This window comes from Clostridiales bacterium, assembly GCA_030016385.1.
Taxonomy (GTDB): domain Bacteria; phylum Bacillota; class Clostridia; order Clostridiales; family Oxobacteraceae; genus JASEJN01.
On sequence record JASEJN010000010.1, the window covers coordinates 35,203 to 52,536 of the forward strand.

Sequence of the window (17,334 nt, forward strand, 5' to 3'; positions counted from 1 at the left end):
TCCTATCTTAAAGGTAAACATAATGTTACAGCCGTACCATGCCCTGGCATGCTGTCGATAGTCATATAAGCCGAATTACCATAAAAAGATTTGAGAATTGAACGGACGTAGCGAAGACCTATCCCGTGTTTTTGAGTCTTACTGTCGTCAGGATCAGTCTGTCTTAACATTGCCAATGCATGCTCATTGATCCCTTTTCCATTATCCTTTATAACAATTTTTATATCTTTACGATTATTTACAGGCATGACATTTATCTCGATGGTTCCGTTCTCATCTATCCCGTGATATATTGCATTCTCTACAACAGGCTGCAAAATAAAACGGGCAACGGGGCGATCGAGATACTCGCCATCCTCAATATTTTCTATCACTTTAAAGTCATAACGCATCTGCTGCAGCTCAATATAAGAGCGCAATACCTTTATCTCTGTTCGAAGAGTAGCAGGCTCCTTAGACCTGCCAATATTATAGCTTAAAAGAAAATTCAATGTGGAAATTACCTTGCCGATATCATTTTGCTTATGCAAAACCGCCAACCAGTGTACGGAATTTAGAGTATTCAGCAGAAAATGAGGATTTATCTGGTATATCAGCTTCTCAAGCTCTAGTTGATGGCGCCGTTCTTCCTTTTCCTGGACATCATGCATCAATTGCTGTATTTGCTGTTTCATAGTATTGAATTTGTCAAATAGCTTGTCAAATTCATCGATCCCAGTCCTATAATGCAGCGCATTCATGTTGCCCTTCCCAATGGATTCCATCTCGGATTCAAATACACGTAGGGGTTTATAAATGAGCTGTAACAACATTATTGTTATAAATGCCATTATAATCACGGTGAGACCAAAAATAAGCAAAATATGATTCTTCCAAATATAGAACTCGTGATTATAACTAACAGCAGGAACAAGCAGCACTGTTTTATATTCGTAACCGCTTTCAGTTTGATTCCATATATATTTTCCCAAGGTGCCTGATTTTTCATCCAGGTTAAGTATCTGGCCATTTGAAAAAGCATTCAGATTGCTGCAGTATCTGACGCGATCCCTTCTATCAAGCAAAGTTAGTATATATGGCATATTTGCGCTTCTTGACAGCATATTTATATCATTTGCAGTATCCGATTTGGTTTCGACATAAATTATCCACTGCTGTCCGTTTGAAAATGTTATTTTACGTACCACTGAAACCACTTGATCCGCGCTGAACCTGCATTGCGATAAATGGGGTGATTGATATATTATATTTGCATTATCCTCAAGATCGGGCAGAGCCTGCAATGAGAAATCATCCTGCAGAGGAAGATTGGCAAAAACAGTCTGCCTGCTCTTTGGATAATAGTATGTAACCAGCTCGACGTCCGAATTTGAGAACGTAATCAATCCTATACTGCTTGCAATGCTTCTGGATAATACCAGACGATTATACGATTCTTTAGCTGCGAAATACTCTTCGACCAGGCTTCCAACATTGCCCTCGGGTGCCATCTGCTGTGTTATTTGAAGCAAGTTTGCATATTTTTGCGCAAGCTTTGCAGACTGCTGCTGCAGATCAAATGACATTACGGTTTTAATTTTATCTTCCTGTATCCTGTATATAGCATTATATGAAACAATAACCATTAAAAAGCAGCAGCACATGATTCCTGCCGTCAAAGTAATCACAATTCTATTTTTAAGGGTTGAAAGCGAGAATATACTATTTAACTTCTTTAGAAAATTTACCATATCGATTAAGTGCCACAGATAATAAAAAATTAAATTTATTATCGTGTACACCTGTCCACCTTATAATTTATTTAAATATTTAGTATATTCTTATATTCTTCATATATTTATAGAATCCTTTTTAATCCGTATACTTTACTTAAATTTATATCTTTATTGTATAATAAAAATATAAATTGAAAATCGAAAGGAGAAAAACAATCATGAAATTCAGTAACGGATGCTGGCTGAACAAGGATGGCATCGATGCATACGGCCCTGTCCAGGCCTATGATATTGAAACAGACGATAATTCGATATCGGTTTTAGCAACTACGAGATTTATAACAAATCGCGGCGATACGTTGGGAGGACCCGTCATCAAGGTAAGACTATCCTCGCCAATGTATGATACTATACGTGTACAGATCTTTCATTATAAAGGAATCAATATTAGGGGACCAAAATTTAAAATAACAAGCATGCCGGAAATAAAAACCGATATCGTAAATAACGAAACCTCAGCAAGCTTGACAAGCGGAAATCTCAGCGTAAGGATATCAAAGACAGGTAATTGGAATATGGGCTTTTATAATGGCGATGAAAGAATAACCGGCAGCGGTTATAGGCAAATTTCCTATATAAAGGATGCCAAGAACAATGCTGTTTTTATGAGAGAGCAATTGGATCTATCAGTTGGAGAATGCATATACGGATTAGGAGAGCATTTTACGGCTTTTGTTAAAAACGGACAAACTGTCGATATGTGGAACGAGGATGGCGGTACCAGCACCCAGCAGGCTTATAAAAACATCCCGTTTTATATAACCAACAAGGGATACGGTGTATTTGTGAACCATCCGGAACGCGTTTCTTTTGAAGTAGGGTCCGAAAAAGTAAATAAAGTGCAATTCAGCGTTCCCGGGGAATATCTTGAGTATTACGTAATTAACGGCCCTTCCATGAAAAAAGTTCTTGAAAACTATACGTTCCTGACAGGAAGGCCGGCGCTGCCTCCTGCTTGGAGTTTCGGCCTGTGGCTTACGACATCTTTTACAACAAACTACGATGAGAAAACCGTTACCTCTATTATAGACGGGATGGCTAAAAGGGACTTGCCTCTCCATGTTTTTCATTTCGACTGTTTCTGGATGAAAGGGTTCAATTGGTGCGATTTTCAATGGGATGAAAGAGTTTTTCCCGATCCTGAAAACATGCTAAAGCGTTTAAAGAAAAATGGATTAAAAATCTGCGTATGGATAAATCCATATATTTCTCAGGAGTCAAAACTCTTTGATGAGGGTATGAAAAACGGATATCTGATAAAAAGGCCGAATGGCGACATATGGCAGTGGGACATGTGGCAGCCTGCCATGGGCATCGTCGATTTCACCAATCCAAATGCATGCGAGTGGTTTGCATCAAAGCTCAATTCATTAATTGATATGGGCGTAGACTGCTTTAAAACGGACTTTGGCGAACGTATTCCCACCGATGTAGTTTATTTTGACGGTTCCGATCCTGTAAAAATGCACAACTATTATACATTCCTTTATAATAAGACGGTATTTGATGTCCTTAAAAAAAGATTTGGAGAAGGAAACGCTGTATTATTTGCCAGATCTGCGACTGCCGGCAGCCAGCGGTTCCCTGTACATTGGGGCGGAGACAGCACTGCGGATTATGAATCTATGGCAGAGAGCTTGCGCGGTGGATTGTCCCTATGTTTATCGGGTTTTGGTTTTTGGAGCCACGACATAGGCGGCTTCGAAAGCAAATCTTCGGCAGATGTTTATAAGCGCTGGGTGGCTTTCGGACTTCTTTCGTCTCACAGCAGGCTTCACGGCAGTTCTTCCTATAGAGTCCCATGGCTTTACGATGAAGAAGCAGTAAATGTAGTTAGGCTTTTTACAAAATTAAAATGCAGTCTAATGCCATATATTTTCAAAAATGCCTGCGAAGCCTCAAAAAAAGGTATCCCGGTAATGAGAGCAATGGTGCTTGAGTTTCAGAATGATCCATCCTGCGATTACCTTGACAGGCAATATATGCTGGGCGATTCGCTCCTTGTCGCACCTGTATTCAACAAAAAGGGTCACGTATCCTATTATCTTCCGAAAGGTATATGGACAAATCTGCTATCAGGTAAAACAATCGAAGGCGGATGCTGGAGAAAAGAAATCCACGATTATTTGAGTATGCCGCTAATGGTAAGGCCCAATAGCATCATAGCCATAGGAAGCGAAAACAGAAAACCCGATTATGATTACGTAGACAGAGTTACACTCCATGTCTTTGAACTTCAGGATAAGAGTACCGCTTCCACCATTATTTATAATATTAACGGACAAGCAGAACTCACCGTTAGCATAAGCCGGATGGGCAACTGTATAACCATCGATTCCAATGGGACTGATAAAGCATGGAACATTTTGCTTAGGGGTATATTTAACATAGATACTGCAAAAGGTGCCTCCTTTAAAATCGAAGAGCTTGGAACAAGATTGGCAATCCCGAAGCAGGCAAAGCATATAAAATGCATACTTAAATAGTATTGTCAAATCTGGTAATGAATCTGCTAAAATAGCAGATTCATTACCAGACAATTTTATCTGCGGTTTTCTCCAATTTCCTTTGCCGATAAATAATTTTTATAAATTTTTGCAAAATTAAAAGAGTCCCTTGCAGAAAATTTACAATTTACAACTGACGAGATCCTCCAGGTCGAAGATAAAATTGTCAATCCTGTTATCCCTATGCAGACCATTACAAGGGCGCCTCGATGTGCAACATCCGGCAGGCAAAGAGGAAGCAACAGCATCAATATAGGTAACAGATAGAACAATACTGCTACAATCCGTCCAAAAGGGTCAAATAGAAATATAATTGTATTTTTATCACTTCTATTAAAGATGAGTGAGGTGACCCAAAATTCCAAAAATTTGGATAGAATTACCACAAGCATCCATAAAGGAAACAGATTGCGGAATGACAATGATAAACAGGCCGCAACAATAAAGAAAAGATCGGTCATTACATCCATTATCGCCCCGATATCGGTCTGGGCGCCAAATTTTCGCGCAAGTTTTCCATCCAGATAATCAGACGTCCCTATCAATAGGAATAATACGGCACATGGCAAAAATGGACTTGAATTATGCAATACCTCGGCGCAGAACATAACTGATAGGGGTACACGTATCAATGTCAACGCATTTACTAAAATAGTTTTGGTCACTTCGATACCTCCATTCTCATATAATCGCCATGGCCATGAATGAACAATAAAAATATTCATTCAGATAGAGACAAAAATATATGTTCTCTATTTTACATCAGCGATCAGTCAATCCTTTCATGATAAACTTCACAAGCAATTTAGTGACTTCGGGGAAGTACTGGATTCCTATCTCTTCTTTATGTGTGTCAAGATAGATCACGGAATTCATAAGCGCCACAAGAAGCTCATCATCTATATCACTTCTTATTTTATTTTCCCGCTTCCATTTCTTTAACAAATCCATATAAAAGTCAAATAAAAAGCATCCGTATTTATCATTATATCGTTTTTCTAAATCACCGAAAATATCTTTATTGTACCATTCCTGAAGGATTCGATTTTTTTTTATGGCACCTGTACTCAACGACAGAAATTTAGTTACTAGAGTTATAGGATCATCATTTAAATCAAGCGATCTCACGATAGATTTTTTGGCCGCTTCATTTTCCCTGAAATAAACATCAAAAAAAAGCTCCCCTTTTGATTGATAATAGTTATAAAAAGTCCCGACTCCCACTCCCGCCTCTCTTGTTATATCGGAAACATTTACATCCTTAAAACCCTTCAAAAGGAATAATTCCCTACCAGCCTTAAAAATTTCTGCTTTCTTGTCCACCATTAACACACTCTCCGTTTTATATGAATGAATTAATTTTTTATTCATTCATATAATATAACAATTATATTTATCTGTCAAACCGCTTGATATCATTTTCTTCAATTCGTAATATGAAATATGGCATAAATAGGATTATGCTATTTCCCCTGCATCTGGCGTTCGATCCAAGCCATCAGCAGATTCACGATTTTCTCTTGTTGCTGTTCATTCAGCTCAATACCCTTCGGAACACCATACCACCTGTTAAGGCATCCTCGGCAGCAGCAGGCGCAAGCATGCTGCGCGATGAACACCGGATGACCGTGCATCGGCGTCTGCTTTCCGTCGTTTGGTATGACAGCCGGCGCCAGCCGCTGTCGGATGAAGTCTTGTGCGTGGAGGCGGATGGTATACATGCCTTTTTCCCGGACATAGGATTTGTCTTTTTCTTTCAAGGAAAAACTTGCCCGAAATTTCGAAGTCTTAAGCCTATCCAGTGCCTCATCAATTGTTTGCATGCTGATTACCTCCATCCTTAATTCCATCTTTATCTCCACATTACGCTATTGTGTAAATCAGAAAACAAAAGCGTTTTATCGATTCCTTCTTCTTCAAAAAACAACTCCATCCATCTCCATAACGCACTTCTGTAATCAATTAACACTTCGCCGCTGTTTCTCCCATAATTAGACGCAAGATATTCAAAACTCGGTATTGCATTTTGAATCTTTTCATCAAGCTCATGAAACATTCTCAAAATATCATTAATAGACATATACAGATATTGATCTATATTATCTGGCGTCGCCACCAAAAACATAATTCGCTTGGTCTGTTCAGGCGCCTGATGCTTCATAGTTGCGTCAACCCACTCGGAATTCATTTTATATCGTTTGAAATTAAAGATACTATTATTATATAAAAATTGAGGCAGTTTATTTACGGAATCAACATCCAAAAACTCATGAAATATCTTTTTTGCATTGCCGCGATAGTCCAAAAGAGAATAATGCATCCTTCCGCCTAAATGCATTAATGTATGATGTAAATTTGCGAGTTCATTTATATTGCTCCTAAGAATAAAGATACTGTTTGTAAAACTAACATCCTGTCTCTTTAACTCCTTTGAAAGCTCAAGTAAATAATCATAATACCCTTTTGCACTGACGAATGTATCATGAAGTTCTCTTGTCCCAAACCATGATATATTAGCATTTTGCAGTTTGCAATCATACTTCAGGTATGAAACCCAATCCGCGAGTTCCTTCCCTTCACGCACAGGCGTTCCATTAAGGTTTTGGTACCCCGAAAAGCATGATATTTTTCTATCGATTTCCATTGCCTGTGGTAATTGAGGATAATCAGAGCAGTTGTAAACGCCAAGTCCGACGTCAATCCCTGTACATCGATAAAATCCAATGAATTTCATTGCCAATTGTGCCAATTTATCAAAAGGAATACACGGTATTAAATTATCGCTGGAACATAACAAGCAGTGTTTACATTTGCATTTACATGAAGACACAAACCCATTCACTGTTATTTGTGCATCGGTTAGAGATAGTTTCATGTTTTTACCTCTCTTAAAATTTGAAGCTCTGTATTGGTGAACACTGTTGAATGAAATGCTTTAATTAAATATTGTGGTGGAGGCGAGGGGTATTGAACCCCTGTCCGAAAGTCAGACAATCCGAGTTTCTCCGAGCGCATTCAGTGTACTTACAGGCTGGTGGCACATATTTTTCGATATGCGTCCCGGTCCCTTTTCCCTCTATCGGTCTCCCGCTGACAGGATACCGATTTCAGTAGCTTCATAAATTCCGTTCCCTACTCAAAGCTTTGTAAGGCTCGGTTCCCCACTAGTCGACGCCCAATCCTAAGCCGTGGGATTCCTAGGTTGAACGAGCAGCTTAAATTAAGCCGCTAAAGCTAAATTATCGTTGTTGTTTATTTTTTGTCCCCAGCTTTTTTACGTGGCACCAGAGACCAAACCACGGCTCGCTTCTCGAATCCACTGTACCCCCGTCGAGACCATTTACGCCCCCATGTTAGTACCTGTTTCTAGATTTTATACTTTGTTCCATCTCTCTTTCAGCATCTTTCTTTGCCATATCTGCTCTTTTATCATAAAGCTTTTTCCCTTTTGCAACTGAAAGATTGACCTTTACTAAACCCCGTGGTGATAGGTAAAGCTCAAGTGGAATTAAAGAATAGCCTCTCTCTGACACATATGATGCAAGTTTCGATATTTCTCTTTTATGGAGGAGAAGCTTTCTATCCCTTAAAGGATCACGATTAAAAATATTTCCCTTTTCATATGGGCTTATATGCATATTATATAATATTACCTCTCCGTTTTCCACCATTGCATAGCTATCCCTTATATTAACCTTTCCTGACCTTACAGACTTAACTTCCGTCCCGGAAAGGCTAATGCCTGCCTCATATGTTTCTTCAATAAAATAATCGTGCCTTGCCTTCCTGTTCTCGGCCAGCACCTTTCTTCCTTCAGCCATAAAATCACCACATTTTATAATAAAGTGCCCATTACCGCCTGGCACTTTATTATAACATATCTATATTCTATGTCAATATTCACAAAATGCATAATCCAATATCTATACATTTGCCTCTTCGAGTGAAAAATCTATTGAACCTTCATCTACATTCACTTTTGTGACCTTAACCTTTACCGTATCTCCAAGCCTGTATATTTTTCTCAGTCTTTCTCCTATAAAACAGTGATGGTCTTCATCATAAAAATAATAATCGTCGATAAGGCTGCTTACATGTACAAGTCCTTCGGCTGTATTTTCGAGCTCAACAAACAATCCAAAGGGAGTCACACTCGATATCACGCCTTCAAAAACCTCACCTATGTGCTCTCCCATGTATTCGGCCTTTTTAATGTCATCAACTTCTCTTTCTGCTTCCTGTGCCACAACCTCCATATCACTGCTCTGTTTTGCGGCATACTTTACAAACCCTGACAGCTTTTTCTCCCTTTTTTCAGTTATCGAATTATTGAGGTATTCCCTGATAATCCTGTGAATAGTAAGATCAGGATACCTTCTTATAGGCGAAGTAAAATGAGTATAGTATTTGGCGGCCAATCCAAAATGTCCCGTGCATTCGGGGGAATATCTGGCTTTCCTTAAGGAACGCAGCATCAGCGTATTTATTATTACCTCTTCCTTTTTACCAGCCACTTTATTTACAATCTCCTGCAGGGCTTTTGGATGAAGATCGTTTATGCCCTTTATACGATATCCAAAGTTGTGTATAAAATCATTGAATGCCCTTATTTTTTCAGGATCGGGATCCTCATGTATCCTGTATATAAACGGCAGTTCGGTCCAGTACATGTGTTCAGCCACAGTTTCATTTGCCGCCAGCATGAACTCTTCGATTATCATATTCGCTATTTCCCTGTCATAAGGCCTTACATCTATGGGTCTACCCCTGTCATCAAGTGTTATCTTGCATTCCGGAAAGTCAAAATCTATGCTTCCCCTTTTCATCCTTTTCTCCCTCAAAATCTTGCAAAGTTCCTGCATGGTTCTGAATTCGTCTACCAGACCCGAATATTTTTTTATCAGTTCCTGATCATTATCCTTTAATATTTTATTTACATCTGTATACGTCATCCTTGCATTAGTACGGATAATACTTTCAAATATTTCGTGATCCTTAATATTTCCTTTTTTGTCGATTTTCATCATGCATGTCATCGTGAGCCTGTCAACATTGGGATTCAAACTGCAGACATCATTTGATAGCTTTTTAGGCAGCATAGGAATTACTCTGTCTATAAGGTACACACTTGTTCCTCTTTTTTGTGCTTCCTTGTCTATGGCATTGTTCTCTTTTACATAATAGCTTACATCCGCTATATGTACACCCAGCATATAATTGCCATTTTTAAGCCTCTCAACGGAAACGGCATCATCTAGATCCTTTGCATCGTCTCCATCTATCGTAACCATCTTAAGATTTCTAAGATCTCTTCTTCTTTTATATTCGCATGCTGGTATTTCTTCCGGTATAGCTTGCGCCGCTTTCTCAACATCCTCAGGGAATTCTTCGGGCAGGCCGTATTTTCTCATTACCGATAGTATGTCAACACCCGGTGCATTTTTGTATCCCAATATTTCTGTTATTCTGCCTTCAGGATTTCTTCTCGGTCCAGGCCACTTTGTCAGCTCGGCTACAACTTTCTGTCCTGTTCTTGCACCGTTTGTCTCCGATTTTGGTATAAATATATCCTGAAATATCCTTTTGTCATCAGGCACAACAAATCCAAAGCTTTTGCTGCCTTCAAATATTCCTACGACCGAATTGTTTGCCCGGCTCAATACCTTTATTATCTCCCCTTCAGTGCTCTTTCCCTCCTCCCTGGATTCCAATATCTTCGCAATTACCTTATCGCCATTCATAGCTCCGGACATATTTTCCTGGGAAATAAATACATCCGAAACCGTTTCGTCATCAGAAATCACGAATCCGAATCCTTTAGAATTGCCCTGAAGTTTTCCTACTACAAGGTTCATCCTCTCAGGAGCGCCATATCTGTGCTTTTTTGTCTTAAAAATAAGCCCTTCCGATTCCATTTCATCCAGTATTTTTTTAAAAGCATCTTCTTCATCTTTCTTTATATTAAAAGAAGTTAGCAGCTCTTTAAAAAGCATCGGGTTATATGCAGACTCTCTCATAAACTGCAATATTGTCTCTTTAGTGTTCATTCGTATTCCTCCAATATTCATCATCACCTGTATTAAATAAGCCATCAATCAATACAAAATCATGGGTGCATATTTTATATTCGAATAATATATACACTTCAAAAGCATATTGATTTTTCGCACTAACATATATTATACTTTATTTTCCTTTTATATATACAAATATTAACTCTAAACATCTATTTTATTATACAATAAAATTTGATATCCGGCTATTTTAAAGAACAAAGTTAATTTTGCTTAACATTGATCGATATTTGGGAAAGTGCATCCTTTTCAAATTGTTAAATTATTTTGTATTTTACTAAATTTAAAAGGTAAATAATAATAAATGTCGAATTAATATCTCGGTAAATTTTTGTATTTTTATGAAAGACTATAGAGAACACATCACGGAGGTGTATCTATGAAGGGACTAACAAGTTTTGTCTCTTTTTCGTTGTTTTTAATTTTTTTTATATCGGGCAAGGCATATGCAAATATAGCGCCCTTAAAAATATTGAAGGATGGCGTTGAACCTGTTAAAAATCCGCCTGTTAAAATAGAAAGTGCACAGATCAATGTGTCACCTTATTACAATAATATAAAATTTTCCTGTGCTTATACATTGAAGGGGATAGATAATATAGACAACCTTACGATTGGTATCCCAGGCGATCTCGGATACACTCTGGAAGCAGGATATATTGAAAATCTGAATGTATTCATCGACAATAGAGAAGTCGATTATAAAATATATAATACGGCTAAAAGCCTATCCGGTATACGGGATAATTATTCCCTGCGCTTCAAATGGCACACATTCAATGTTCCGATCAAAAAGGACACTGAAACAAATATATTTTTAAACTATGATATTTCCTGGAGAACATCCGAAGAGAATAACAACCCTTATTACATAATACCTTTTATGTTCTCAACGGATAAGCTGTTTGGTGATGTCAAAAATTACAGAATACAATATTTAAACGATGATCAAATAAGTCCTCCCGATGTAAGGATAATAATGAATTCAGTAGCGGAGTATAATAATATATCAAAATCGGCATTATCTCCTGCGCTGAATAACAACCAGCTATTATGGAGATTTGATAATACAAATGATCTTCATGATTTCCGGCTTTACGTTCTGTCTTACCAAAAGGCAGCGTCCAATTTCAGCACAAATACGTCTATAGATTATTCCATAAAATGGGCACTGTTAAATAATAACTATGAACAGCTATCGAAAATTTTTGAGCAAATAACACAAAACCAAAAACTATCCACACTTACGTCGAATGATCGCGGTACGGCGGCCTATTTGGCATCCGAATTCTATTACAGGCAGAAAAAATATAACAAAGCTCTTGAGATGCTGTCTTTACCTTACAAAACTAATATTTGGCCTGTATATATTAAATATGAATATATAAACGCCTTAAAACTTAAAGATTCAAATAATTACAGTTCTTTTATGGAAGAACTCCAAAAGCTTGGTCAATATAACGAATATGTCCTGGCTCGCAGCTTTGCAGATGAAGAGATAAAGCCTGCCGCCGAAGCGATCGCCAAAACGGCAATTGAGGAATCGTCCATTGAGGAAAAAGTAGATAACAGCAATACAAAATATAATAAATATCTGTTATACGGCAGTGCAGGGGCGGCAGCAATTTGCATAATATATTTGCTGCATAGGTCCCACAGCCATTAATATATAAAATGACACACCTTAAATCCAATTATTTAAGGTGTGTCATCAGGCTATCTGTTTCCAAGTATGTTCAATCCGATGGATGTTATAATAAAAAGTACCATACATATCGCCGTAGCTCTTTCAAGCTTTCCTTCATAGCTTCTGCCTTTATTCTTCCCGAAGAATGTTTCGGCTCCGCCTTGAATTATACCCGTTATCCCTTCAACTTTGCTCGATTGAAGGAGTATGACCAGTATAAGTATAAAACAGATGGCTATATGCACAATTGTCAAAAATGTTAACATAAGGATACCTCCCGTGCTGTTTAAAAAAACCAGATTTCATGATTTGATTCTATCACAGCATGCAGTAAAACACAATATGTCCTTTCAAATGCTGTCAGGATTGTTCTATCTCAAATTATAAAATGCGCTTTTGCCTAAATACTCGGCAACTTCTCCTAATTCTTCTTCAATCCTCAAAAGCTGGTTGTATTTAGCGACTCTCTCAGTTCTCGACGGAGCGCCTGTCTTTATCTGTCCGGCATTAACACCTACAACCAAATCCGCTATGGTTGTATCCTCCGTTTCTCCTGAACGGTGGGAAACAACAGCAGTATATCCTGCTCTTTCAGCCATCTCAATAGTATTTAATGTTTCTGTAAGGGAACCTATCTGATTTAACTTTATAAGCACGGAATTGGCTACGCCTAATTCTATTCCCTTTTTAACCCTTTCGGTATTTGTTACGAACAAATCGTCTCCGACAAGCTGTATCTTCTTTCCAAGTTTATCGGTTAATGCTTTCCAGCCGTCCCAGTCGTTTTCTGAAAGCCCATCCTCTAATGAAACGATAGGATATTTTTTGATCAGCGTTTCATAAAAGTCAACCATCTCTGCTGCAGTATATACTTTGCCTTCTCCTTCAAGATGATACTTTCCATCTTCTTTATAAAGCTCAGAGGCAGCAGCATCAATTGCGACCGAGATATCTTCCCCTGGCCTGTATCCTGCTTTTTCGATTGCCTCGATTATAACCTTTATAGCCTCTTCATTGGATTTAAGGTTCGGGGCAAAACCGCCTTCATCACCAACGCCTGTCGATAACCCTGCTTTATTCAATATCGATTTTAACGAATGGAATGTTTCAGAACACATGCGGAGGGCATCGCTGAATTTCTTTGCTCCTACGGGCATTACCATAAATTCCTGAATGTCCACATTATTATCGGCATGCTTTCCGCCGTTTAATATGTTCATCATAGGAACAGGTAAAACTTTTCCATTTACTCCGCCTATGTACTGATACAGGCTCAAACCGCAGGATCTTGCAGCAGCCTTTGCAACGGCCAAAGAAACACCAAGTATTGCATTTGCTCCAAGTTTACCCTTATTGGGGGTTCCGTCCAGGTCGATCATCGTTTTATCGATAAGCGTCTGGTCAAACACATTTAAACCTATAACTTGTGGCGCAATAACATTGTTTACATTATCAACTGCTTTTAAAACGCCTTTCCCATTATAGCGCTCCTTGTCATTATCCCTGAGCTCAACAGCCTCATAAGCGCCTGTCGATGCTCCTGAAGGCACTGCAGCCCTGCCTATAGTACCGTCCTCAACCTCAACTTCAACCTCTACTGTGGGATTTGCCCTTGAATCCAGTATCTCTCTTGCATGAACATCTACTATTTCATAATATGTTTTCATTTTATTATCTCCTTTCATTATCCAGTATAATTATGCTTTGCAATTTATCCGATTATAATACTCTTTCCGGTCATCTCTTTAGGAATGGGAATCCTCATCATAGAAAGCATAGTCGGCGCGATATCCGAAAGTCTTCCGCCTTCACGAAGTTTAGCATTTCCCTCTCCGATTACGATAAACGGTACCGGGTTTGTTGTATGAGCTGTATGCGGACCGCCGGTTTCAGGATTTATCATCTCTTCGACATTACCATGATCCGCCGTTATAACAAGCTTTCCTCCAACGCTCAGCACCTGATCCAATATCCTGCCTATGCAGGTATCTACTGTTTCTACAGCTTTAACGGCAGCTTTGAACACTCCTGTGTGACCTACCATATCGGGATTTGCGAAGTTTAAAATAATCACATCGTATGTTTGGCTTTTTATTTTCTCCAGTACGACTTTCGTAACCTCATATGCGCTCATCTCAGGTTTCATATCATATGTCGGAACCTTAGGCGACGGAATCAATATGCGGTCTTCTCCTTCATTCGGCTTTTCAACTCCTCCGTTGAAAAAGAATGTCACATGAGCATATTTTTCCGTCTCAGCAATTCTAAGCTGTTTCAATCCTAATTTGCTCACGTATTCGCCGAGAGTATTTTTATACGTCTCAGGCAAATATGCTATATCAACATCTTCGATAGTCTTATCGTATTGGGTCATACAAACGAAATGAGTCTTAAAATATTCTCTTTTAAAACCTGCGAAATTCTTATCTACGATAGCTCTTGTAAGCTGCCTTGCTCTATCCGGTCTGAAATTGAAAAATATCATGGAATCGTTTTCACATAATTTCGCTGTAGGTTTACCATCCTTTAGAATAACAGTAGGGAGCACAAATTCATCTGTTTTATTTTTATTATAAGAATTTTCTACTGCTTCTACAGCGGATTCGGCTGTTTCTCCCTTGCCTTCAACTATCGCATTATATGCAAGGTTAACTCTTTCCCATCTTTTATCTCTGTCCATTGCATAATATCTTCCCGCAACAGTCGCTATTTTTCCTATTCCTATTTCAGACATGTAATTTTCAAGTTCGACTATATAGCGTTTTGCACATGCAGGCGGTACATCCCTTCCATCTAAAAAGCAGTGAATATAAACTTCACTGAGCCCCTCATCTTTGGCAATCTTAATTAACGCTTTAAGATGCTCTATATGGCTATGCACACCTCCATCAGATAAAAGGCCCATTAAATGGAGTTTTGTACCATTTTTTTTCACATTATATATTGCGTCTTTAAATGCTTCGTTATTGAAGAAATTACCTGTCTTTATTTCGCTGTTGATTCTTGTAAAGTCCTGATAGATCACTCTGCCGGCTCCGATATTCAAATGTCCGACCTCTGAGTTTCCCATCTGTTCTCCAGGCAGTCCCACATCAAGACCGCTGGCTTTAATCGATGTATGAGGGTATTTCTTTAAAATTGCATCCATATTCGGAGTATTTGCGGCAACTTCTGCATTTCCCTTATCGCTCTTGCTTAATCCCCATCCATCCAATATCATAAGCATGCATAACTTTTTATCCATCTGATGTCCTCCTTAGAAGTTTACTATGGCAGCAAAATCAGATGCTTTCAGGCTTGCACCGCCGACCAATGCACCATCGATATCGCTTTGCGCCATCTGCTCCTTTATTGTTGCCGGCTTAACGCTTCCGCCATATTGTATCCTTATCTCGGATGCGCACTCATCGCCCAAAATCTCTGCGGCTGTTTTCCTTATGAATTTGATCATCTCATTAGCATCGTTCGCCGTTGCCGTTTTTCCGGTACCTATGGCCCATATGGGCTCATATGCGATTATTATTTTCTTTGCCAGTTCTACTGTGAGGCCCTCAAGGTCCTTTTTTATCTGACTGCCGACCTTCTCATAAGCCTTGCCGTTTTCCCTCTCGGATAATGTTTCCCCCACACAAACTATAGGTATTAGGGAATGTTTAAAAGCGGCATGAACTTTTTTATTTACTGTTTCATCAGTTTCTGCAAAATATTGCCTGCGTTCCGAATGGCCTATTATTACATATTCTACACCCAGCGAACTCAACATAAGCGGGGAAACCTCACCGGTAAATGCCCCTTGTTCTTCAAAATGCATATTCTGTGCGCCAACTTCTATATTTGTGCCTTTTACAGCTTCACAGACTGCAGGCAAGCATACAAAAGGAGGGCATACGACCACCTGGCATTTTGCATCTTTTACTTTATCTTTTAGTGAGTTTATCAGTTCTACAGCTTCATCGACAGTTTTATGCATTTTCCAGTTGCCTGCTATAATCGGTTTTCTCATATTATTTCCTCCTTAAAATTATTTCAGGGGCACCCTTCCTTTAAATACACCTGGGGTGGGAAGAGTGTCCCCAAAAGGACATTTCACATTTTATTATTTATCATTTAAAGCAGCGATCCCTGGAAGTTCACGCCCTTCCAAAAATTCAAGGGATGCTCCTCCACCTGTTGAAATGTGGGTCATTTTGTCTGCATATCCTAATTTCTCAACGGCAGCAGCAGAGTCTCCCCCTCCGATTATGGTCGTACCATTAATTTTGCTAAGGGCCTGCGCTATTGCTTCCGTACCGACGGCAAATGCAGGCATCTCAAAGACACCCATGGGGCCGTTCCATATAACGGTCTTTGCATCTTTTAATTCGTTTTTAAAAAGATCAATACTCTTAGGACCTATATCAAGCCCCATGCTATCGGCCGGTATTTTATCGACATCAACAGCGTGATGCTCCGCATCTTCTTTAAATTCTTTTGCAATGACAACATCCACAGGAAGCAGAAGCTTTATGCCTTTTTTCTTCGCCTTTTCCATCATTTCTTTTGCCAGATCGATTTTCTCGGGTTCAAGAAGGGACTTCCCGACTTCTCTTCCAAGGGCTTTTTCAAAAGTATAAGCCATCCCTCCGCCTATTATAAGCTTATCGACTTTATCAAGAAGGTTATTAATAACACCTATTTTGTCCGATACTTTGGCTCCTCCAAGAATAGCAACGAGCGGCCTATCCGGATTGTTCAATGCCTTCCCCATAACGGATATTTCCTTCTCGATAAGGAAACCGGCTACGGCAGGCAAATACTCTGCAACTCCCGCTGTTGAGGAATGCGCCCTGTGAGCTGTTCCAAAGGCATCATTTACAAATACATCTCCGAGTGAAGCAAGCTTTCTTGCAAATTCACTGTCATTTTTGGTTTCACCTTTTACAAATCTAACATTTTCAAGGAGCATTACTTCTCCGTTTTTAAGCTTTGCAGCTATTTCCTTCGCATTTTTCCCGACAACATCACCATCTTCGGCAAAATATACCTTTTCGCCAAGAAGCTTCGATAATCTGTCTGCGACAGGCTTTAAGGAAAACTTCTTCTCATATCCAGTTCCCTTTGGCCTTCCAAGATGTGACATAAGTATAACTTTGCCGCCATGCTCTTTAAGATATTTTATGGTCGGAAGAGCACTTCTAATTCTCCTGTCATCAGTTATGTTTCCATCAGCATCCTGAGGAACATTGAAATCACATCTTACAAGTATCCTTTTACCGAGTATCTCTATATCTTTAACAGTTTTTTTGTTCATA

14 protein-coding genes and 1 other RNA gene are annotated in these 17,334 nt (G+C 39.0%); 2 read left to right on the top strand and 13 right to left on the bottom strand.

Features of this window, described 5'->3' with window-relative positions; all coding sequences use genetic code 11:
- Positions 1 to 2 precede the first annotated feature (2 nt).
- A complete protein-coding gene (locus QME45_03945; GenBank protein ID MDI6617817.1) occupies positions 3 to 1,781 on the bottom strand; it encodes a histidine kinase in 1,779 nt (592 codons plus the stop codon).
- Positions 1,782 to 1,933: 152 nt separating this feature from the next.
- On the opposite strand from QME45_03945, the gene yicI reads away from it, so the two are divergent.
- Positions 1,934 to 4,261 (top strand): alpha-xylosidase, encoded by a 2,328-nt coding sequence (gene yicI / locus QME45_03950; protein ID MDI6617818.1) that lies wholly within the window; start codon positions 1,934 to 1,936, stop codon positions 4,259 to 4,261.
- A gap of 56 nt (positions 4,262 to 4,317) precedes the next feature.
- Here the strand turns inward: yicI and QME45_03955 are convergent, their stop codons facing one another.
- From QME45_03955 to rnr, 7 genes are all read right to left on the bottom strand, one after another.
- Positions 4,318 to 4,947: a CDP-alcohol phosphatidyltransferase family protein gene (locus QME45_03955; GenBank protein ID MDI6617819.1), complete on the bottom strand. Its 630-nt coding sequence runs from the start codon at positions 4,945 to 4,947 to the stop codon at positions 4,318 to 4,320.
- A 97-nt stretch (positions 4,948 to 5,044) separates the two neighbouring features.
- On the bottom strand, positions 5,045 to 5,608 hold the full coding sequence (locus tag QME45_03960; GenBank protein ID MDI6617820.1) for a TetR/AcrR family transcriptional regulator: 564 nt from the start codon (positions 5,606 to 5,608) through the stop codon (positions 5,045 to 5,047).
- A 137-nt stretch (positions 5,609 to 5,745) separates the two neighbouring features.
- Entirely contained in the window at positions 5,746 to 6,105 is a 360-nt protein-coding gene (locus QME45_03965; protein MDI6617821.1) for a DUF4186 domain-containing protein, read from the bottom strand.
- Positions 6,106 to 6,134: 29 nt separating this feature from the next.
- Positions 6,135 to 7,157, bottom strand: coding sequence for a hypothetical protein (locus tag QME45_03970; protein MDI6617822.1), 1,023 nt, complete (start codon positions 7,155 to 7,157; stop codon positions 6,135 to 6,137).
- A gap of 74 nt (positions 7,158 to 7,231) precedes the next feature.
- Positions 7,232 to 7,632: a transfer-messenger RNA gene (ssrA, locus tag QME45_03975) on the bottom strand.
- 3 nt (positions 7,633 to 7,635) lie between these two features.
- Positions 7,636 to 8,103: an SsrA-binding protein SmpB gene (gene smpB, locus QME45_03980; GenBank protein ID MDI6617823.1), complete on the bottom strand. Its 468-nt coding sequence runs from the start codon at positions 8,101 to 8,103 to the stop codon at positions 7,636 to 7,638.
- Positions 8,104 to 8,205: 102 nt separating this feature from the next.
- The gene (rnr, locus tag QME45_03985) at positions 8,206 to 10,329 is read right to left on the bottom strand and encodes a ribonuclease R (protein ID MDI6617824.1); all 2,124 of its coding nucleotides are present in this window, start codon (positions 10,327 to 10,329) and stop codon (positions 8,206 to 8,208) included.
- 406 nt (positions 10,330 to 10,735) lie between these two features.
- On the opposite strand from rnr, the gene QME45_03990 reads away from it, so the two are divergent.
- Positions 10,736 to 12,022 (top strand): hypothetical protein, encoded by a 1,287-nt coding sequence (locus QME45_03990; protein ID MDI6617825.1) that lies wholly within the window; start codon positions 10,736 to 10,738, stop codon positions 12,020 to 12,022.
- A 50-nt stretch (positions 12,023 to 12,072) separates the two neighbouring features.
- Here the strand turns inward: QME45_03990 and secG are convergent, their stop codons facing one another.
- The 5 genes from secG to QME45_04015 form a co-directional block, all read right to left on the bottom strand.
- Positions 12,073 to 12,309, bottom strand: a complete 237-nt coding sequence (gene secG, locus QME45_03995) for a preprotein translocase subunit SecG (GenBank protein ID MDI6617826.1) — start codon at positions 12,307 to 12,309, stop codon at positions 12,073 to 12,075.
- 105 nt (positions 12,310 to 12,414) lie between these two features.
- The gene (eno, locus tag QME45_04000) at positions 12,415 to 13,710 is read right to left on the bottom strand and encodes a phosphopyruvate hydratase (GenBank protein ID MDI6617827.1); all 1,296 of its coding nucleotides are present in this window, start codon (positions 13,708 to 13,710) and stop codon (positions 12,415 to 12,417) included.
- Positions 13,711 to 13,754: 44 nt separating this feature from the next.
- Entirely contained in the window at positions 13,755 to 15,287 is a 1,533-nt protein-coding gene (gene gpmI, locus QME45_04005; protein ID MDI6617828.1) for a 2,3-bisphosphoglycerate-independent phosphoglycerate mutase, read from the bottom strand.
- 12 nt (positions 15,288 to 15,299) lie between these two features.
- On the bottom strand, positions 15,300 to 16,046 hold the full coding sequence (gene tpiA / locus QME45_04010) for a triose-phosphate isomerase (GenBank protein ID MDI6617829.1): 747 nt from the start codon (positions 16,044 to 16,046) through the stop codon (positions 15,300 to 15,302).
- 93 nt (positions 16,047 to 16,139) lie between these two features.
- On the bottom strand, positions 16,140 to 17,333 hold the full coding sequence (locus tag QME45_04015; GenBank protein ID MDI6617830.1) for a phosphoglycerate kinase: 1,194 nt from the start codon (positions 17,331 to 17,333) through the stop codon (positions 16,140 to 16,142).
- Position 17,334: the final 1 nt, after the last annotated feature.